We start from the raw sequence: 18,205 nt of genomic DNA on the forward strand, positions 1-18,205 counted from the left end.
AAATTCAGGAATACCCATGTCCAGTCAGTTCCCCGAAGCACGCCCACGCCGTCTGCGCCGCAATGCGAGCCTGCGCAGCCTGTTCCAGGAGACCGAGTTCAGCCTGAACGATCTGGTGCTGCCGATTTTCGTCGAAGAAGAGATCGACGACTTCGTGCCGATCAAGAGCATGCCCGGTGTAATGCGCATTCCCGAGTCGAAACTGGCCGGCGAGATCGAGCGCTATGCCCGTGCCGGGATCAAGTCGGTGATGACCTTCGGCGTGTCCCATCACCTGGACAGCAGCGGCAGCGACACCTGGCGCGATGACGGCCTGGTCTCGCGCATGTCGCGCATTGCCAAGGATGCGGTGCCGGAAATGATCGTGATGTCCGACACCTGCTTTTGCGAATACACCGACCACGGCCATTGCGGCGTGTTGCACAACCATGAAGTCGACAATGACCAGACCCTGATCAACCTCGGCAGGCAAGCGGTGGCGGCGGCCCGTGCCGGTGCCGATGTGATCGCCCCGTCGGCGGCGATGGACGGGCAAGTCCAGGCGATTCGCCGCGCCCTGGATGACGCCGGCTTTACCCAGACGGCGATCATGGCCTATTCGACCAAATTCGCTTCGGCGCTCTATGGCCCGTTCCGCGAGGCCGGTGGCAGTGCACTCAAGGGCGATCGCAAAAGCTACCAGATGAACCCGATGAACCGCCGCGAAGCGGTGCGCGAATCGTTGCTCGACGAACAGGAAGGCGCCGATGCGCTGATGGTCAAGCCGGCCGGTGCCTACCTGGACATCATCCGCGACATTCGCGAAGCCTCGCGTCTGCCGCTGTCGGCGTATCAGGTGAGCGGTGAGTACGCGATGATCAAGTTTGCCGCCCAGGCCGGGGCCATCGATGAAGACCGCGTGGTGCGCGAGAGCCTGGGGGCGATCAAGCGTGCCGGGGCCGACCTGATCTTTACGTACTTTGCGATGGACCTGGCGCTGGCCGGGATCTAGGTACCAGCGCATATCCCCCTGTAGGAGCGAGCTCGCTCGCGATGGTCGTTAACGATGACGCGTGTTTACTGACTAAACGCGGCGCCCTTGAGTCCATCGCGAGCAGGCTCGCTCCTACAAGGGAGGGATGTAGTGTTCTCAGGGCGCGCCAAAGAACGGCCGTATCCCGCGGTCACGCAAGTACCGTTCGATCACTTTCGGGTCCGAGCACGTCTCGGCGATCGCCACATAGGTATCGGGCCGCAGCAGATAAAACCCGTTGCGCCCCAGTCCCGCCGCCTCAAACGCCGGACGCCAGTCGAACACGTGCAGTGGCAGATGGTGCTCGTGGCACCAGGCAATCATCTCGTCGCTGGTGTCGCCATAGACATGCACCTGCCAGGTCAGGCACTTGAGCGATTCAAAATTATCTCCCTCACCGTCATGGGCCCAGGGCAGGCGATCACCGCCATGCACGTGCCCGGCAATACCTGCGCTCAAGGGCATGCCCCGATAGTTCAGGGTGATCTGCGACACCGTGCGAAACAGGAATTCGCGGGAGGTTTCGAACGAGGTAATTTTCGGTAACAAGAGCGGTGCCAGGCGTGTGCGCAGCAAATCGGCGATCCGCCCCTCGGCGGTGACGAAGTTGAATACCCGGTCAGTGGTGGCCACCAGTCTGCGGGCGAAGGCGATGCGCTCGGTTTCATAGGTGTCGAGCAGTCTGGCCTCGGCCGCACCGCTCAACACGGCCGCCAGTTTCCAGGCCAGGTTGATGGCATCGCCAATTCCGGTGTTCATGCCCTGGCCACCCGCCGGGCTGTGGACGTGGGCAGCATCACCCAGTAAAAACGCCCGGCCGTTGCGAAAATGATCGGCTACCCGGTGATGCACGCGGTAGGTCGAGAACCAGTTCAACTGCTCGATCTGCACCTTCATATGCTCGATGGCCCGGCTGCTGACGTCCTCGAAACGCAGGGTCTCGGCGTGTTCGGCGCGCTCGTCGCGCACGGTGCCGATCAGGCGGGCACGACCACTGTCTCCCAGCGGGAATACGGCAAGGAAGTCCGCCTCGTCGAGATCCACATGCAGTTCGCCGTTGAACGTCGGGCCGCTGGCCTGCACGTCGGCGACGTAGAAAATCTGCTGGTAGGTGCCGCCGGGAAACCCTGTATCCAGGGTCTTGCGCACGATCGACCGGGCACCGTCGCACCCGGCCAGGTAACAGGCCTGGCAGATTTCCTGTTGACCATCGGGCAGGTGCAGCGTGGCCGTGATGCCGTCTGCGGTTTGCTCGAAGCCTGTCAGTTCGGTGTTGCGTTCCACCACGATACCGAAGGTTTCCAGGCGCTCGATCAGCAGCCGTTCGTGTTCGTCCTGCGGGTATATCTCGAGAAAAGCGTAGGGTGTCAGCCCCTCGCCAATCTGGCTCAGCGGCAAGTGCGCCACGGGTTCGCCCTTGACCCAGAAGTTGCCGGCCGTCACCCGATGGCCATTTTGCACCACGGCGTCGTCCAGGCCGAGCTGGCGATACAGCTCCAGCGTCCGCGCCTGGACGGCCAGCGCCCGGGAGGTGGTGCCGGGGGCCGAGGTTTTGTCGAGAATCCGCACGCGCACGCCCAGTTTGCTCAGCCACAACGCCAGGACCAACCCGGTCGGGCCGGCGCCGATGATCAACACGTCGCTGCGGTGCATGAGCCTGTCCTCCTCGCTACGTGGATAAAGTATGGTCCAGTCGGGGAGCGCGGCAACCATCGGGCTACCGCGGCCGTAGCCGTTGGCATGCCATTGGTCGTATGGTTGGCCCGGACCAACGGATCAGATGGAACGACATGCAAGCCAACCGATTGATTTCAAGCATCGCCGCCTTGCTGGTACTGGCCGGTTGCGGCAGCCAACGGACCCAGGAGCCGGCGGCGCGCAGCCCGGCCGAAGTGAAGGCCGAGATTGTGCGTCTGCTGCCGGCGAAAGCGGCCGATCCCCAGGGTTGGGCCACGGATATCCAGGTGGCGTTTACCGCGCAGGACATCTCGCCGACCACGAAAAACCTGTGCTCGGTGCTGGCCGTGACCGAGCAGGAGTCGACCTTTCAGGTCGATCCGAGCGTACCGGGGCTGGGCAAGATCGCCCGCGACGAGATCGACCGTCGCGCCGCCAAGGCACACATTCCTGGCCTGCTGGTGAGCGGAGCGTTAATGCTCGATTCGCCCAATGGCAAAAGCTACAGCGAGCGCCTGAATGCCGCGCACAGCGAAAAGGAACTGAGCGCCATTTTCGACGATTTCATCGGCATGGTCCCGATGGGCAAAAAACTGTTCGGTGGCTTCAATCCCGTGCATACCGGCGGGCCGATGCAGGTCGCGATTGATTTTGCCGAGCAGCAGGCCAAGGGCTATCCGTACCCGGTGCAGGGCTCGATTCGCCATGAAGTGTTCACCCGGCGCGGCGGCATGTATTTCGGTATCGCGCATCTGCTTGGCTACCCGGTGAGCTATCCGCAGCCGCTGTACCGTTTTGCGGATTTCAACGCGGGTTGGTACGCCAGCCGCAACGCCGCGTTTCAGAACGCGGTGAGCCGGGCCTCCGGTATCCCGCTGGCGCTGGATGGCGACCTGGTGAACTACGGTTCGATCCTGCCCGGCACCACGGAACTGGCCGTGCGTAGCCTTGGCAGGCAGCTGGACATGCGCAATCCGACGATCCGGGAGCAACTGGAGGAGGGCAAAACCCTGGCGTTCGAAGACAGCAAACTCTATCGGCGGGTTTTCGAGCTGGCCGAACGGGCCGAAGGCCGGCCGCTGCCCCGTGAAGTGTTGCCGGGGATCGTGCTGCAAAGCCCGAAAATCACCCGCAAACTCACCACCGCGTGGTTCGCCAAGCGGGTCGATGAACGTTACCAGCGCTGCATGGCTCGGGCAGGGAAGTAAACGCGGGGTAAACAAACATGAAAAACCCGGCGGGTGAGGCCGGGTTTTCGTTGGGTCCTGCGGTAAAGCACTGCATTCAGACTGCGCGGCTTTCGATCAGGCGATCCGAACCGCCTTCGGCAACGCGGTTTTGCAGGAGCTTATCGGAACCGCCTTCAGCGACGCGGTTCTGCAGCAGTTTGTCGGAGCCGCCTTCAGCGACGCGGTTTTGCAGCAGTTTGTCAGAACCGCCTTCAGCAACACGGTTTTGCAGGAGCTTGTCGGAACCGCCTTCGGCGACGCGGTTCTGCAGCAGTTTGTCGGAGCCGCCTTCAGCGACGCGGTTTTGCAGCAGTTTGTCAGAACCGCCTTCAGCAACACGGTTTTGCAGGAGCTTGTCGGAACCGCCTTCGGCAACACGTTTTTCCAGCAGGCGATCCGAACCGCCTTCAGCCACACGATTCTCGATCAGGCGATCGGAACCACCCTCGGCTACACGGCTTTCAATCAGACGATCCGAGCCGCCTTCAGCGACTACAGGTTGAGCAGGGGTAGCGGCGAAAGCGTTAACTGCGAAAACCGAGAAAGCGATGCTGAGGAGGGTATGGCGTTTCATGATGGTGTGCTCCGGGGTGCTTATGGGTTGGTATGGAGCAGATGTTACGCCGCAGATTTTTTAAGAGAACTTCATTGAGGTGATGGTGAACATCGACGGCAATGATAGGTGCGATGCCATACCTCTTGTGAGCGTGATGGTGCAATCGTCGGACGGTCGCTGCGTGGCGGGTGGCGGCTTCTACACTGGATAGCTGGCGTGTTCGTCTGCCGGGACGGTTGACGGGGCGCCGCAGAGATCGCGGTGTGCAAGGAGACGTTCATGTACCAGCTCTACGGTCATCAGAACTCCGGGGCGGCGGCCATCGAGGCTGCCCTTGAACTCTGTGATATTCCTTATCGCTTCATCGATGTCGAGACGTCTGCAGAGGCGGCCCAGGCGCTGGAGAAACTCAATCCGCTGAAACAGATTCCGACCTTGCAGTTACCCAATGGTGGCGTCCTGACCGAGAGCGCGGCAATCCTGATCCATCTCGGCCTGACCTTCCCCAAATCGGGATTGTTGCCGCACGCCCCGGCCGAGCGGGACCAGGCCATTCGTGGCCTGGCCTACATCGTCAGCAATTGCTATGCGGCCATCGGCATCATTGACTACCCCGAACGCTGGCTGGTCGAAGCGGACGAGTCGTCCAGGCAGAACCTCATGGCCGGAGCCCGCCGGCACCTGCACCGGAGTTGGGAGGTGTTTGCCGATCAGTTCTCGGGCGAGCTGTACCTGGGCAGCGAGAAGCCTGGGGCCCTGGATGTGCTGGCGGCGGTGATCTCGCGATGGGCGGGCAGCCGGGAGCATTTGCGCACTGCCCGGCCGGGGTTCTTCGCCTGGCTGGAACGCATCGACCGCCACTCGGCACTGGCACCGGTGTTCGCCCGGCATTGGCCGGCCTGAACACCCAAAAACCAAATGTGGGAGCGGGCTTGCTCGCGAAGGCAGTGTGTCAGTCAATGTAGATGTTGAATGATAAGCTGCCTTCGCGAGCAAGCCCGCTCCCACAGGGGATCTTCGGTGTGTCGAATTATTATTCCCCGCGAATGTACTGTTCCAGCTGGCGAATCAGCTCCGCCTGTTCGGCAATGGCTTCCTTGACCAGGTCACCGATCGACAGCAGGCCGATCAACTTGCCGTTTTCCACCACCGGCAAGTGACGCAGGCGTTTGTCGGACATGATGCCAAGGCAGGTATCCACGGTTTGATGGGTGTCGACGGTAATCACCGGCGAAACCATGATGTCGCGCACCGGCGTGCCCACCGAAGAACGGCCGTGCAGCACCAGTTTGCGCGCATAGTCCCGCTCGCTGATGATGCCCACCACTTCATCATTGTCCACCACCAGCAAGGCGCCGACGTTTTTCTCGGCCATCTTCATCAGCGCTTCAAGCACCATGTGATCGGGTTTGATCTGATGCACTTCCTGATTCTTCTGATCTTTGAGCTTGAGCAGTTGGGCGACGGTTTTCATGGTGGTTACTCGGGTGTTGTCGTTGTCCTTGAAGCATCGTAGACGCAAGCGTTCAGGGCAAGGGCGAAAGCGGCAGACAACACGCAAAAAACGTCATTTGGCGGTTTTTATTCGGCAAATCCCAGATTTCAGGCCAATGGATTACCTGTGGGAGCGGGCTTGCCCGCGAAGAGGCCAGCCCATCCAACATCTTTGTCGGCAGGTAGTCCGCTTTCGCGGGCAAGCCCGCTCCCACAGGATTGATGTTGACCGCCGATACCGGCGGTAAACGCGCTATCCCGACCGATGACGGGTAGAATCCCCCTCTGAATCAACGTTGAGGTTTGCAGTGGTGGATCTACAGCAGGGCTTCGTCCTGACCCGGCATTGGCGCGACACCCCGGCCGGTACGGAAGTCGAGTTCTGGCTGGCGACCGACAGCGGTCCCCGGCGCATCCGCTTGCCGCATCAACCCTCGGTGGCGTTCATCCCTGCCGGGCAGCGTCAGCCGGCCGAAAGCGTTCTGCATGACGAGAAGAACGTCGAGCTCAGGCCCCTGGCCCTGCTGGATTTCGAACATCGCCCGGTCCTCGGGCTTTACTGCCAGCAACATGGCCAGTTGATCCGCCTGGAAACCGCGCTGCGCCGGGCCGGTGTCGAGGTGTTCGAAGCCGACGTGCGCCCGCCGGAACGCTACATGATGGAGCGCTTCATCACCGCGCCGGTGCGCTTCAGTGGCACGCCGGATGCCGAGGGCCTGCTGCTCGACGCACAGATGAAACCTGATCCCGGCTACCGGCCAAGCCTCAAGCTGGTGTCACTGGACATCGAGACCACGGCCCAGGGCGAGTTGTATTCCATCGCCCTGGAAGGTTGCGGCGAGCGTCAGGTGTACATGCTCGGTCCGCCCAATGGCGACGATAGCCAGGTGGATTTCCAGCTCGAATACTGCGATTCGCGGACCCTGTTGCTGAAAAAGCTCAACGAATGGTTTGCCCGGTTCGACCCCGACGCGATCATTGGCTGGAACGTCGTGCAGTTCGACTTGCGGGTGCTTCACGAACACGCCCGGCGTCTGGCGGTGCCGCTAAAGCTGGGGCGTGACGGCGAGGAAATGCAGTGGCGCGAACACGGCAGCGGCAATCACTACTTCGCCTCTGCGGCTGGCCGCCTGATCATCGACGGTATCGAGGCCCTGCGCTCGGCGACCTGGAGTTTCCCTTCGTTCAGCCTGGAAAACGTCGCGCAAACCTTGCTCGGCGAGGGCAAGTCCATCGACAACCCGTACCAGCGCATGGACGAAATCAATCGCATGTTCGCCGAGGACAAACCGGCGCTGGCCAAATACAACCTCAAGGATTGCGAGCTGGTCACGCGGATTTTCGCCAGGACCGAGTTGCTCACCTTCCTGCTGGAGCGGGCCAGCGTCACCGGTTTGCCGGCCGATCGCATGGGCGGTTCGGTGGCGGCGTTCACGCACCTGTATATGCCCCTGATGCACCGTCAGGGTTTCGTTGCGCCGAACCTCGGCGGCAAGCCCCCCGAAGCCAGCCCTGGCGGTTTTGTCATGGATTCGCAACCGGGGCTGTACGAATCGGTGCTGGTGCTCGACTACAAAAGCCTCTATCCGTCGATCATCCGGACCTTCCTGATTGACCCCGTGGGGCTGATCGAGGGGCTCAAACACCCGGACGATAGCGAGTCGGTGCCGGGGTTTCGTGGCGCGCGTTTTTCTCGCACCCGGCATTGCCTGCCCTCCATCGTCGCCCGGGTGGCCGAAGGTCGGGAAGCCGCCAAGCGCGAGCACAACGCTCCGCTGTCCCAGGCGCTGAAAATCATCATGAACGCCTTCTACGGTGTACTCGGCTCCAGTGGTTGTCGCTTCTTCGACACGCGTCTGGCGTCGTCCATCACCTTGCGCGGGCACGAGATCATGCTGCGCACCCGCCAGTTGATCGAGGCCCAGGGGCATGCAGTGATTTACGGCGATACCGATTCGACCTTCGTCTGGCTGCGTCGCGCCCATGGCCAGCAGGAGGCGGCGCAGATCGGCCAGGCGCTGGTGGCGCACGTCAATCAGTGGTGGCGTGAGCATGTGCAGCAGGAGTACGGCTTGCAAAGCGTTCTCGAACTGCAGTTCGAAACCCACTACAAGCGCTTCCTGATGCCGACCATCCGCGGCGCCGAAGAGGGCAGTAAAAAGCGCTACGCCGGCCTGGTGACCCGTGCCGATGGCAGCGACGAAATGGTCTACAAAGGCCTGGAAACCGTGCGCACCGACTGGTCGCTGCTGGCCCGGCAATTCCAGCAGGAACTCTATTCGCTGATCTTCCTGCGCAAGCCCTATCAGGATTATGTGCGTGACTACGTGCGCAAGACCCTGGCCGGTGAGTTCGATGACCGGCTGATCTACCGCAAACGCCTGCGCCGCAGCCTCGATGACTATCAGCGTAACGTGCCGCCCCACGTGCGCGCGGCGCGCCTGGCCGACGAGTTCAACGACCGGCAGGGTCGTCCGCGGCAATACCAGAATGGCGGCTGGATCAGCTACGTGATTACCGTTGCCGGCCCTGAGCCGCTGGAAGTGCGCAGCGCGCCCATCGATTACGATCACTACATAACCCGGCAACTGCAACCGGTGGCGGACGCGATACTGCCGTTTGTCGACGACGACTTCTCAACCCTGATTGGGGGGCAACTGGGCCTGTTTTGAATCCAGAAGCGACAGGGTCCAGTCATCCAGGATGCCGTGGAAGTACTGGTTCAAGGCTTGCTGGAAAAGGCTGTCGGCGGCGGCGACCTGGGCAAACAGGGTCATCGAGGAGTGAAACTTCAGGTCGTCGGGATGACCGAAAATCCCGGCCACCGAACGCTCCCGGATGTTCAGCACTTCCTGGGTGCAGGTACGCAACCGGGCGCCCAGCAACGGATGTTCAAGGTAAGCCAATGCTTCTTCCCGCGAGTGGATGGCATAGCGGCGCGACATCTCGCTGCCGCCGAGCCCGGCAAACTGCGGAAAGATGAACCACATCCAGTGACTGCGCTTGTGCCCATTGTTCAGCTCGGTTTGAACCCGGTCGAATATCGGTTCCTGAGCCTGGAGAAAGCGTTGCAGATTGAACGGATCCTGGTGGTCGGTGCTTCTCATGGCGAAGCTCTCTGACTGACTGCGGTGGTTCAGACCATGGCCAGCCGCTGTTTGCGTTGTGGCGCGTGAAACGCTTGGTCCAGCGCCTCCAGATCCCCGGCTTCAAGCTGCAAACGGGCGGCTTGGGCGTTGAGCTGCACATGCTCGGGGCGGACCGCTTTGGGGATGGCGATCACGTCGTCCTGACGCAGAATCCAGGCCAGTGCCACTTGTGCTGGCGTCACGTCATGTCGGGATGCCACCTGTTCGAGGGTGGCGTTGGCGAGCATTTTTCCACCCTGGCCGATCGGGCAATAAGCCATGACCGGCAGCCGCTGCTGTTGGCTCCAGGGTAACAAGTCAAATTCTATGCCACGCTGTTGCAGATTGTAGAGCACCTGATTGGTGGCACAGGCCGGGGCGTTCAGCTCCTGCATGTCATCGAGGTCGAAATTGGACACGCCCCAACGACCGATCTTGCCCGCTTCGCGCAGGCGCTCGAAGGCTTCGACCGTTTCCTCCAGCGGATACTGGCCGCGCCAATGCAGCAGATACAGGTCGATATACTCGGTGCCGAGCCTGCGCAGGCTTCGCTCGCACGCCTGGGGAATGCCCTGGCAGCTGGCGTTGTGCGGGTACACCTTGCTGACCAGGAAGACGCTGTCGCGCCGGCCGGTGATGGCATCGCCGACCACTTCCTCGGCGCCACCTTCGGCGTACATCTCAGCGGTGTCGATCAGGCTCATGCCCAGTTCGATACCTTGGCGCAGGGCCGCGACTTCTTCCTTGTGCCGCGAGCGGTCTTCGCCCATCTGCCAGGTCCCCTGGCCGATAACCGGGACCCTGGCGCCAGCCAATTCGAGCGTGCGCATGCAAACCTCCTTCATCAATGCCGATGGTCAAATCAATGGGCAGCAGAATAGTCAATCGGTTCCCCCGCCAGGTTGTCGCAGGCGGCGATCTGTTTGAACTGCACCTTGCCGGTGATCGATTGCTCTGTGCCGATACTGCACTTTTTCGAAATGTCCGGCTCTATCCATGGCAGCCTGCGGCGATCCCCACCGTCGGCCCATGCCCAAGTTCAAGAACCCATGGCTCGAGTTTCACCCGCGAACAGTACAAACATCCGTCGTCGTTGCCTGCTGCTGGCAGGTCTGTCGATGTTCTTCGTCACCGGTTGCAGCCAGCAACAGGGCGGCGACATCCTTACCCAGATGCGCGAAGGCAAGCCCCAGGAGTTCCTGCAAACCAGTGTCGACCGCATGGCCACCCTGACCATGCGCGACAACCTCGACAGCCTTTACCTGCTCATGGGCAAGCTCTACCTGCGCAACCCCGATGAGCTGAAAAAGTCCGGCTTCCTTGACGCCCGTACGGCCGGCAAGCAGGTGCGCATGGCCATCGAACTGCAGCAGCCGTTACCGACCCTGGGCGGCAAGAAGGACCTCGCAGCCCTGCGTTTTGCCATGAGCCCCGAGTTTCTCGGCGATCGGGTCGGGGCGTTCATCTATGCCATCGGCAGCATGCTGGTGACCGCCCATGGCAATCGCCTGGCGTTCTACATGACGGATACGATCAACCCGGTATTCGTCAGCAATGCCGCACGCAATATCGAGGTCGCTACCTGGATCCTCAGTCAGCGACAAGACAAAGAGGGCCAGCCCTTGCTGTTCTCCAACGAGATCTCAGAGGAGGGCAGCAACCTGAGCTTTGCCGTCGAGTTCGGCAAGATCGTCGCCCGGCTGGACCTGCTGACCCAGGTGCTTGACGAGCGTTACCGGCGCATTGGCCTGAACTATGCTCAGAGTCTGCTGTTCCTGAATTTCCTGCCGGTCCAGTGAATCCGCTACAGCCTCCCTCCAGGGAGCGGGCTTGTCCGATGAAGTCACTCCGGTGCAACTGAAAACGCATCGAACACCCAAGTGCCACATTGGTCTGCTCTCTATATCACCAAACCTCATCAATCACAGGAGACGCTGCCATGTCCGACCCCATGACCCTCAATCAACGCATTGTCCTGGCTTCTCGCCCGGTGGGCGCACCAACGCCGGAAAACTTCCGCATGGAGCGGGTGGCGCTGCCGGACCTGGCCAATGGCCAGGTACTGCTCAAGACTGTTTTCCTGTCGCTGGATCCCTACATGCGCGGACGCATGAGTGACGCACCTTCCTACGCCGCGCCGGTGGAAATCGGCGAAGTCATGACCGGCGGGGCAGTCAGCCGGGTCGAGCGATCGCTCAATCCGAAGTTCCAGGAAGGTGATCTGGTGGTCGGTGCCACCGGTTGGCAAAGCCACAGCATCAATGACGGACGCAGCATCATCCCGGTGCCGTCGGGATTGCCAAGTGCCTCGATGGCCCTTGGGGTGCTGGGGATGCCGGGCATGACCGCGTACATGGGCCTGATGGACATCGGCCAGCCCAGGGCAGGCGAAACCCTGGTGGTTGCCGCGGCGTCCGGCGCAGTGGGCTCCGTGGTCGGGCAGGTGGCGAAGATCAAGGGGCTGCGCGTGGTCGGCGTGGCCGGAGGCGCGCAAAAGTGCCGTTATGTGGTCGACGAATTGGGCTTCGACGCCTGCATCGATCACAGGAGCCCGGATTTTGCTGACGAGCTGGCACAGGCCTGCCCCAAGGGCATCGACATCTATTATGAAAACGTCGGCGGCAAAGTGTTCGACGCCGTGGTGCCGTTGCTCAATCCCAAGGCGCGGATTCCACTCTGCGGTCTGATTGCCTCCTATAACGCCTCAGAGGCGCCGAGCGGGCCGGATCGCCTGCCGCTGTTGCAGCGCACCCTGTTGACCAAGCGGGTGCGCATCCAGGGGTTCATCGTGTTCGATGACTACGGTGATCGCCAGCCGGAATTCCTCAGTGCCATGGCGCCCTGGGTACGTGATGGCAAGGTGAAATTCCGCGAAGACGTGGTCGATGGCCTGGAGCAGGCGCCCGACGCGTTCATCGGCATGCTCGAAGGACACAACTTCGGCAAACTGGTGGTTCGGGTTTCCCGCAACTGAGTGATTGACGCTGCAATTTGACGCTCAACCGAGGCGCGGGTATAAACCGCGTCTCGTTGTTTTGTCGGACTTTTCCACCATGAGCTTCAGCCCTTTGATTCGCCAACTGATCGACGCCCTGCGAATTTTGCCAGGCGTGGGTCAGAAAACCGCCCAGCGCATGGCGTTGCAGTTGCTCGAGCGTGACCGCAGCGGCGGCTCGCGACTGGCGCTGGCCCTGAGCCAGGCCATGGAAGGGGTCGGTCACTGCCGCTTGTGCCGTACGCTGACGGAAGATGACCTGTGCCCGCAATGCGCCGATACCCGTCGCGACGACACCTTGCTCTGCGTGGTGGAAGGCCCGATGGACGTCTATGCGGTGGAGCAGACCGGTTTTCGCGGGCGCTATTTCGTGCTCAAGGGCCATCTGTCGCCGCTCGACGGCCTAGGGCCGGAAGCCATCGGCATTCCGCAATTGATGGCACGGATCGAAGAAGCCGGCACGTTCACCGAAGTCATCCTGGCCACCAACCCGACCGTGGAAGGTGAAGCCACCGCGCACTACATCGCCCAACTGCTCAGCAGCAAAGGCCTGATCGCCTCGCGTATCGCCCATGGCGTACCGCTGGGTGGCGAGCTGGAGCTGGTCGATGGCGGCACGCTGGCGCATTCGTTTGCCGGGCGCAAGCCGATCACTCTGTAATTTGTGTTGTTCGGGTAGACGCCTTCGCGAGCAGGCTCGCTCCCACAAGGGATCTGTGGCGTAAACAAATCCAATGTGGGAGCGAGCCTGCTCGCGAAGGGCGCAGCTCGGTTTCACTGACTCACACAATCCTGTTGAAAACCAAGCAAGCGCTCGGTTAACTTCACTGACCCCTTCAGTGGAGCTCGCCGATGCCTGCCTTTGCGGAATACTTCGACCCCAGCCACCAATTGGTCCGCGACAGCGTCAGACGTTTCGTCGAGCGCGAGATTCTTCCTGATATCGAGCAGTGGGAAGAAGCCGAAAGCTTTCCTCGCGAGCTCTACCTCAAGGCCGGCGCGGCGGGGATTCTCGGCATCGGCTACCCGGAAGTTTACGGCGGCAGCCACGAAGGGGATCTGTTCGCCAAGGTGGCCGCCAGTGAAGAGTTGATGCGCTGCGGCTCGGGCGGCCTGGTTGCCGGCCTGGGCTCGCTGGATATCGGCTTGCCGCCCATTCTCAAGTGGGCCCGGCCCGAAGTGCGTGATCGTGTGCTGCCGCAGGTGCTGTCGGGAGAGAAGATCAGCGCCCTGGCCATCACCGAACCCGGTGGCGGCTCCGACGTCGCCAACCTGCAAACCCGCGCCGTGCGGGAGGGCGATTTTTACCGGGTCAGTGGCAGCAAGACCTTTATTACCAGCGGCGTACGCGCGGATTTTTATACCGTGGCGGTGCGAACCGGCGAGCCAGGTTTCGCTGGCATCAGCCTGTTGCTGATCGAGAAAGGCACGCCCGGTTTCACTGTAGGACGGCAACTGAAGAAAATGGGCTGGTGGGCGTCTGATACGGCTGAACTGTTCTTCGATGATTGCCGAGTGCCCGCAGGAAATCTGATCGGCGCCGAGAACATGGGCTTTGCCTGCATCATGGGCAATTTCCAGAGTGAACGCCTGGCCCTGGCGCTGATGGCCAACATGACCGCACAGCTGGCGCTGGAGGAGAGCCTGAAGTGGGCGCGCCAGCGTGAAGCCTTTGGCAAACCGATCGGCAAGTTTCAGGTGATCAGGCATCGTCTCGCCGAGATGGCGACCGGGCTGGAAGTGTCCCGGGAGTTCACTTATCGCCAGGCCGCGAAAATGGCGGCGGGGCAGAGCGTGATCAAGGAGATATCCATGGCCAAGAACTTTGCGACCGATACGGCAGACCGGATCGTCACCGATGCGGTACAGATACTCGGCGGGCTGGGTTACATGCGCGAGAGTCTGGTGGAGCGGCTGTACCGCGACAACCGGATCCTGTCGATTGGCGGCGGGACGCGGGAAGTGATGAACGAGATCATCAGCAAGCAGATGGGGCTTTGAGCCGACCTTGAATTTAGTGGTGTAGCCACTGACGCCATTCGCGAGCAAGCCCGCTCCCACAGGGGATTGCATTCTGCCTGACAGAACGCGGTCAATGTGGGAGCGGGCTTGCTCGCGAAGGCGTCAGTACAGGCGCCAGATTATTTGTCGGTCAGGGCAAACTGCGTCAGGCAGAACGTCGGAATACCCATGTCTTCCAGACGCTGCGAGCCACCCAGTTCCGGCAGGTCGATAATCGCCGCCGCTTCATGCACCCGGGCGCCCATGCGGCGGATCAGGTTTGCGGCGGCAATCAGGGTGCCGCCGGTCGCGATCAGGTCATCGAACATCACCACCGAATCGCCCTCGCACAGACTGTCGGCATGCACTTCCAGGAAGGCTTCGCCGTATTCGGTCGCATAGCCCTCGGCCAGCACGTCAGCCGGCAGCTTGCCTTGCTTGCGGAACAGCACCAGCGGCTTGTTCAACTGATAGGCCAGTACCGAACCGATCAGGAAGCCACGGGCGTCCATGGCGCCGATGTGGGTGAAGTCGGCCTCGACGTAACGGTGCGCGAAGCTGTCCATCACCAGGCGCAGGGCCTTGGGTGACTGGAACAGCGGGGTGATGTCGCGAAAGATCACACCCGGTTTCGGGAAGTCGATGACAGGGCGGATGAGGGATTTGATGTCGAAGGAGTCGAAGGCCATAGTCGGAGAATCCTGGCAGGGCTGCAAACGGCGCAGTATAACGGCGGCTGAACCGTTTCGCTCAGCCGCAACGGTTTGATTCAGCTTTCCAGTGAGCCACCGGCCAGGGCACACAGCTGGATCGGGTCGATAATGCGGATTTCCTTGCCTTCTGCCGCGATCAGTTCGTTTTGCTGAAAGCGCGTGAAGACGCGGGACACGGTCTCTACCGCCAGGCCCAGGTAGTTGCCGATTTCGTTGCGCGACATGCTCAGGCGGAACTGGTTGGCGGAAAAGCCCCGGGCGCGAAAACGTGCCGAAAGGTTGACCAGGAACGTGGCGATGCGTTCGTCGGCGGTCTTTTTCGACAACAGCAGCATCATTTGCTGATCGTCACGGATTTCGCGGCTCATCACGCGCATCAACTGACGGCGCAACTGCGGCAGTTGCAGGGCCAGTTCGTCGAGGCGTTCAAAGGGAATTTCACACACCGAGGTGGTTTCCAGGGCCTGTGCCGACACCGGGTGCTTTTCGGTGTCCATGCCCGACAGGCCGACCAGCTCGCTGGGCAGGTGGAAACCGGTGAGCTGTTCTTCACCGGTGTCGCTCAGGCTGAAGGTCTTGAGGGCGCCAGAACGGACTGCGTAGACAGAATCGAAGGTATCGCCCTGGCGAAACAGGAATTCGCCTTTTTTCAGCGGTCGGCCGCGTTTGACGATCTCGTCCAGCGCATCCATGTCTTCCAGATTCAGCGAAAGTGGCAGGCAAAGAGGGGCCAGGCTGCAATCCTTGCAATGGGCTTGATTATGAGCGCGCAGTTTTACTGGCTCGGACATTTCTTCAATCCTTGTGGGAATTCACACATAAGACGTAAGGGTAACTCACCATAGGATATCGAGGCCAGTCTGGGGCGCTTGCTTGCAGAATTAGACTACCCGTGAAAAGCGCTGGCGACTGTGTTGTTCCAGGTATGCGTCGAAGACCATGCACACAGCGCGCACCAACAGTCGCCCGGCGGGCAGGACGGTGATTCTGTCGCGCTCGAGCTCGATCAGCCCGTCTTTGGCCATGTCTTGCAATTGGGGCCAAAGTTCGCCGAAATAGCCTTGAAAATCGATGTTGAAGGCCTGTTCGATGTCGGCGTATTCGAGACTGAAGTTGCAGATCAACTGCTGGATGACCGCACGCCGCAACCGGTCATCGGCATTGCACAGCAGGCCACGACTGGTGGCCAGCTGCATTGATGCCAGGGTGTTCTGATAGTGGTTCAGGTCGCTGCTGTTCTGGCAGTAAAGGTCGCCGATCTGGCTGATGGCCGAGACGCCGAGACCGATCAAGTCGCAGTGACCGTGGGTGGTGTAGCCCTGGAAATTGCGTTGCAGGGTCGATTCTTCCTGGGCAATCGCCAGCTCATCGTCGGGGAGGGCGAAGTGGTCCATGCCGATGTAGCGGTAGCCGGCGCTGATCAGTTGCTCAATGGTGCGCTGCAGCATTTCCAGTTTCTGCGCGGGTGTCGGCAGTTCATCGCTGTTGATGCGCCGCTGCGGCATGAAGCGTTCCGGCAGGTGGGCGTAGTTGAACACCGATAACCTGTCCGGTTGCAGGCGGATGACCTCTTCGACGGTGCGGGCGAAGTTCTCCGGCGTCTGTCGCGGCAGGCCGTAGATCAGGTCGATGTTGATCGAACGAAACTGCAAGGTGCGGGCGGCGTCGATCACCGCGCGGGTTTCTTCCAGGCTTTGCAGGCGGTTGACCGCTCGCTGGACCGCCGGGTCGAGGTCTTGCAGGCCGATGCTGACCCGGTTGAAGCCCAGTTCGCGCAACAGGCCCATGGTCGACCAGTCGGCCTCGCGCGGGTCTATCTCGATGCCGTAGTCGCCGGAGTCGTCGTCCAGCAAATTGAAGTGTTTGCGCAGGTGCGCCATCAATTGGCGCAGTTCGTCGTGGCTGAGAAAGGTCGGTGTGCCGCCGCCGAAGTGCAGTTGTTCGACTTTCTGCGTGGGATCGAGGTGGCAGGCGATCAACTGGATTTCCTGTTCCAGGCGCTGCAAATACGGCTGTGCCCGGCCGCGATCCTTGGTGATGACCTTGTTGCAGGCACAGTAGTAGCAAATGTTCGCGCAGAACGGCACGTGCACGTACAGCGACAACGGGCGTTGGGCCTTGCGGCTGTCGCGCAGGGCGTGAAACAGGTCGAAGGTGCCGACCTGGCTGTTGAATTGCACGGCGGTCGGGTACGAGGTGTAGCGCGGTCCCGCCAGGTCATAACGGCGGATCAGATCGGTGTCCCAACGAATGGCGTCGAGCAACATGCGGGCATTCCCCCGGATAGGCTGGCAGTGTCGGCCACTTTATGCGAGGGCGGGTTGGGGGATCTTGATTTGCATCAAGGCTCGGGAGTTGTGCGCTTGGTGCGGGCCTCATCGCGGGCAAGCCCGCTCCCACAGGTTTTTTGTTTGGGCCAAAAATTGAGGCAATCCTCAAACCCTGTGGGAGCGGGCTTGCCCGCGATGGGCGCGCCGCCGGTTTAATGCCCCATCAACCAATGCTGATGCGGCCCCGGCAGTGTCCAGAGACCAAACACCATCACCAGCATCCCGCCGGCCATCCGCACGCTGCGTTTGCGCAGCAGCGCGGTGATGCGCTCGGCGGCAAGGCCTGTCGCCAGCAGTACCGGCCAGGTGCCGAGCCCGAACGCGAGCATCAGCAATGCACTGTCCAGTGCGTTGCCCTGGCTGGCCGACCATAGCAGGGTGCTGTAGACCAGGCCGCACGGCAGCCAGCCCCAGAGCGCACCCAGCAGCAGCGCGCGTGGAATGCTCGATACCGGCAGCAACCGGTTGGCGACTGGCTGGATGTGCCGCCACAAGCCTCGACCGAGGCTTTCGATGCGGGTCAGGCCGCTCCACCAGCCGGCCAGGTACAGGCCCATGGCGATCAGCAGCAGTCCGGCGAGGATACGCATGAACATCGCCGCCGGGCTGCTGGCCACGGCCCAACCGGCCAGGCCGATCAGCAGTCCGGCGCAGGCATAACTCAGGATCCGCCCCAGGTTGTAGGCCAGCAGCAGGCGAAAGCGGCGGCTGCGTTGTTCCTTGGGAATCGCCAGGGTCAACGCGCCCATCAAGCCGCCGCACATGCCCAGGCAATGACCGCCACCGAGCAAGCCGAGGATCACCGCAGACACCAGCAGGGGTGCCAACTCAAGCATGGGGTGGGGCCTTGTCTTGCGGTTTGGCCGGATGGGGCGGTTGACCGCTGGCCTCATCGACGGCAGCGGTGTGGTTAGGGTCCTGGTCGTCGAACAGGATGCTGTGGGCCGGGCCGTCGAGGTCGTCGTACTGACCGCTGTCGACCGCCCAGAAGAAGATATAGACGGCGATGGCCACGATCAGCAGCGCAGCGGGAATCATCACGTAGAGAGCTGGCATCTGGACTCCATGCC

18 protein-coding genes are annotated in these 18,205 nt (G+C 61.5%); 8 read left to right on the forward strand and 10 right to left on the reverse strand.

The annotated features are described in order from the left end of the window. Nucleotides 1–16 precede the first annotated feature (16 nt). Entirely contained in the window at nt 17–991 is a 975-nt protein-coding gene (hemB, locus tag ACLD1X_RS06025; RefSeq protein ID WP_008021700.1) for a porphobilinogen synthase, read from the forward strand. Between the two features lie 138 nt (nt 992–1,129). Here hemB and ACLD1X_RS06030 read toward each other — a convergent pair whose 3' ends face one another. Beyond that, nucleotides 1,130–2,665 carry an FAD-dependent oxidoreductase gene (locus ACLD1X_RS06030; protein WP_429366558.1) on the reverse strand — a complete coding sequence of 512 codons (1,536 nt, stop codon included), beginning with the start codon at nt 2,663–2,665 and terminating at the stop codon, nt 1,130–1,132. Nucleotides 2,666–2,802: 137 nt separating this feature from the next. Here ACLD1X_RS06030 and ACLD1X_RS06035 point away from each other — a divergent pair, with 137 nt between their 5' ends. Further along, complete coding sequence (locus ACLD1X_RS06035; protein ID WP_429366559.1) at nt 2,803–3,897, forward strand: DUF1615 domain-containing protein; 1,095 nt, start codon at nt 2,803–2,805, stop codon at nt 3,895–3,897. Nucleotides 3,898–3,973: 76 nt separating this feature from the next. Here ACLD1X_RS06035 and ACLD1X_RS06040 read toward each other — a convergent pair whose 3' ends face one another. Further along, the gene (locus ACLD1X_RS06040) at nt 3,974–4,492 is read right to left on the reverse strand and encodes a phage infection protein (protein ID WP_429366560.1); all 519 of its coding nucleotides are present in this window, start codon (nt 4,490–4,492) and stop codon (nt 3,974–3,976) included. Nucleotides 4,493–4,753: 261 nt separating this feature from the next. On the opposite strand from ACLD1X_RS06040, the gene ACLD1X_RS06045 reads away from it, so the two are divergent. Continuing rightward, on the forward strand, nt 4,754–5,377 hold the full coding sequence (locus tag ACLD1X_RS06045) for a glutathione S-transferase (RefSeq protein ID WP_429366561.1): 624 nt from the start codon (nt 4,754–4,756) through the stop codon (nt 5,375–5,377). A gap of 130 nt (nt 5,378–5,507) precedes the next feature. On the opposite strand, the gene ACLD1X_RS06050 is transcribed toward ACLD1X_RS06045, so the two are convergent. Further along, nucleotides 5,508–5,948: a CBS domain-containing protein gene (locus tag ACLD1X_RS06050; protein ID WP_413423062.1), complete on the reverse strand. Its 441-nt coding sequence runs from the start codon at nt 5,946–5,948 to the stop codon at nt 5,508–5,510. Nucleotides 5,949–6,279: 331 nt separating this feature from the next. On the opposite strand from ACLD1X_RS06050, the gene ACLD1X_RS06055 reads away from it, so the two are divergent. Then, a complete protein-coding gene (locus tag ACLD1X_RS06055) occupies nt 6,280–8,640 on the forward strand; it encodes a DNA polymerase II (protein WP_429366562.1) in 2,361 nt (786 codons plus the stop codon). Here ACLD1X_RS06055 and ACLD1X_RS06060 read toward each other — a convergent pair. Together ACLD1X_RS06060 and ACLD1X_RS06065 are read right to left on the reverse strand one after the other, a co-directional pair. Continuing rightward, nucleotides 8,605–9,075 carry a DUF1810 domain-containing protein gene (locus ACLD1X_RS06060; RefSeq protein WP_429366563.1) on the reverse strand — a complete coding sequence of 157 codons (471 nt, stop codon included), beginning with the start codon at nt 9,073–9,075 and terminating at the stop codon, nt 8,605–8,607. The genes ACLD1X_RS06055 and ACLD1X_RS06060 overlap by 36 nt on opposite strands. A 29-nt stretch (nt 9,076–9,104) precedes the next feature. Continuing rightward, entirely contained in the window at nt 9,105–9,926 is an 822-nt protein-coding gene (locus tag ACLD1X_RS06065; protein WP_429366564.1) for an aldo/keto reductase, read from the reverse strand. Nucleotides 9,927–10,145: 219 nt separating this feature from the next. Here ACLD1X_RS06065 and ACLD1X_RS06070 point away from each other — a divergent pair, with 219 nt between their 5' ends. The 4 genes from ACLD1X_RS06070 (at nt 10,146) to ACLD1X_RS06085 (ending at nt 14,092) form a co-directional block, all read left to right on the forward strand. Beyond that, nucleotides 10,146–10,895 (forward strand): hypothetical protein, encoded by a 750-nt coding sequence (locus ACLD1X_RS06070; RefSeq protein WP_429366565.1) that lies wholly within the window; start codon nt 10,146–10,148, stop codon nt 10,893–10,895. A gap of 140 nt (nt 10,896–11,035) precedes the next feature. Then, entirely contained in the window at nt 11,036–12,070 is a 1,035-nt protein-coding gene (locus ACLD1X_RS06075; RefSeq protein ID WP_429366566.1) for an NADP-dependent oxidoreductase, read from the forward strand. A 79-nt stretch (nt 12,071–12,149) separates the two neighbouring features. Continuing rightward, entirely contained in the window at nt 12,150–12,752 is a 603-nt protein-coding gene (recR, locus tag ACLD1X_RS06080) for a recombination mediator RecR (RefSeq protein ID WP_057396224.1), read from the forward strand. Nucleotides 12,753–12,943: 191 nt separating this feature from the next. Further along, nucleotides 12,944–14,092: an acyl-CoA dehydrogenase family protein gene (locus tag ACLD1X_RS06085; protein WP_429366567.1), complete on the forward strand. Its 1,149-nt coding sequence runs from the start codon at nt 12,944–12,946 to the stop codon at nt 14,090–14,092. A 140-nt stretch (nt 14,093–14,232) separates the two neighbouring features. Here ACLD1X_RS06085 and ACLD1X_RS06090 read toward each other — a convergent pair whose 3' ends face one another. The 5 genes from ACLD1X_RS06090 to ccoS all read right to left on the reverse strand — a co-directional run bounded on the left by ACLD1X_RS06090 (nt 14,233) and on the right by ccoS (nt 18,191). Beyond that, nucleotides 14,233–14,781: an adenine phosphoribosyltransferase gene (locus ACLD1X_RS06090; protein ID WP_025110354.1), complete on the reverse strand. Its 549-nt coding sequence runs from the start codon at nt 14,779–14,781 to the stop codon at nt 14,233–14,235. Between the two features lie 80 nt (nt 14,782–14,861). Continuing rightward, complete coding sequence (gene fnr / locus ACLD1X_RS06095; RefSeq protein ID WP_007995802.1) at nt 14,862–15,596, reverse strand: fumarate/nitrate reduction transcriptional regulator Fnr; 735 nt, start codon at nt 15,594–15,596, stop codon at nt 14,862–14,864. Between the two features lie 90 nt (nt 15,597–15,686). Next, entirely contained in the window at nt 15,687–17,069 is a 1,383-nt protein-coding gene (hemN, locus tag ACLD1X_RS06100) for an oxygen-independent coproporphyrinogen III oxidase (RefSeq protein ID WP_429366706.1), read from the reverse strand. Between the two features lie 218 nt (nt 17,070–17,287). Then, entirely contained in the window at nt 17,288–17,971 is a 684-nt protein-coding gene (locus ACLD1X_RS06105; protein WP_429366568.1) for a sulfite exporter TauE/SafE family protein, read from the reverse strand. Continuing rightward, on the reverse strand, nt 17,964–18,191 hold the full coding sequence (gene ccoS / locus ACLD1X_RS06110) for a cbb3-type cytochrome oxidase assembly protein CcoS (RefSeq protein ID WP_429366569.1): 228 nt from the start codon (nt 18,189–18,191) through the stop codon (nt 17,964–17,966). Before ccoS ends, ACLD1X_RS06105 begins: the two co-directional genes overlap by 8 nt. Between the last annotated feature and the right edge of the window lie 14 nt (nt 18,192–18,205).

The sequence above is a fragment of the Pseudomonas sp. 18173 genome, assembly GCF_050432945.1.
Lineage (GTDB): Bacteria > Pseudomonadota > Gammaproteobacteria > Pseudomonadales > Pseudomonadaceae > Aquipseudomonas.

What these genes read in the sequence shown, in the direction of transcription:
- hemB (WP_008021700.1), top strand. Translation starts at nt 17, where the DNA reads ATGTCCAGTCAGTTCCCCGAAGCACGCCCACGCCGTCTGCGCCGCAAT.
- ACLD1X_RS06030 (WP_429366558.1), bottom strand. Translation starts at nt 2,665, where the DNA reads ATGCACCGCAGCGACGTGTTGATCATCGGCGCCGGCCCGACCGGGTTG.
- ACLD1X_RS06035 (WP_429366559.1), top strand. Translation starts at nt 2,803, where the DNA reads ATGCAAGCCAACCGATTGATTTCAAGCATCGCCGCCTTGCTGGTACTG.
- ACLD1X_RS06040 (WP_429366560.1), bottom strand. Translation starts at nt 4,492, where the DNA reads ATGAAACGCCATACCCTCCTCAGCATCGCTTTCTCGGTTTTCGCAGTT.
- ACLD1X_RS06045 (WP_429366561.1), top strand. Translation starts at nt 4,754, where the DNA reads ATGTACCAGCTCTACGGTCATCAGAACTCCGGGGCGGCGGCCATCGAG.
- ACLD1X_RS06050 (WP_413423062.1), bottom strand. Translation starts at nt 5,948, where the DNA reads ATGAAAACCGTCGCCCAACTGCTCAAGCTCAAAGATCAGAAGAATCAG.
- ACLD1X_RS06060 (WP_429366563.1), bottom strand. Translation starts at nt 9,075, where the DNA reads ATGAGAAGCACCGACCACCAGGATCCGTTCAATCTGCAACGCTTTCTC.
- ACLD1X_RS06065 (WP_429366564.1), bottom strand. Translation starts at nt 9,926, where the DNA reads ATGCGCACGCTCGAATTGGCTGGCGCCAGGGTCCCGGTTATCGGCCAG.
- ACLD1X_RS06070 (WP_429366565.1), top strand. Translation starts at nt 10,146, where the DNA reads ATGGCTCGAGTTTCACCCGCGAACAGTACAAACATCCGTCGTCGTTGC.
- ACLD1X_RS06075 (WP_429366566.1), top strand. Translation starts at nt 11,036, where the DNA reads ATGTCCGACCCCATGACCCTCAATCAACGCATTGTCCTGGCTTCTCGC.
- recR (WP_057396224.1), top strand. Translation starts at nt 12,150, where the DNA reads ATGAGCTTCAGCCCTTTGATTCGCCAACTGATCGACGCCCTGCGAATT.
- ACLD1X_RS06085 (WP_429366567.1), top strand. Translation starts at nt 12,944, where the DNA reads ATGCCTGCCTTTGCGGAATACTTCGACCCCAGCCACCAATTGGTCCGC.
- ACLD1X_RS06090 (WP_025110354.1), bottom strand. Translation starts at nt 14,781, where the DNA reads ATGGCCTTCGACTCCTTCGACATCAAATCCCTCATCCGCCCTGTCATC.
- fnr (WP_007995802.1), bottom strand. Translation starts at nt 15,596, where the DNA reads ATGTCCGAGCCAGTAAAACTGCGCGCTCATAATCAAGCCCATTGCAAG.
- ACLD1X_RS06105 (WP_429366568.1), bottom strand. Translation starts at nt 17,971, where the DNA reads ATGCTTGAGTTGGCACCCCTGCTGGTGTCTGCGGTGATCCTCGGCTTG.
- ccoS (WP_429366569.1), bottom strand. Translation starts at nt 18,191, where the DNA reads ATGCCAGCTCTCTACGTGATGATTCCCGCTGCGCTGCTGATCGTGGCC.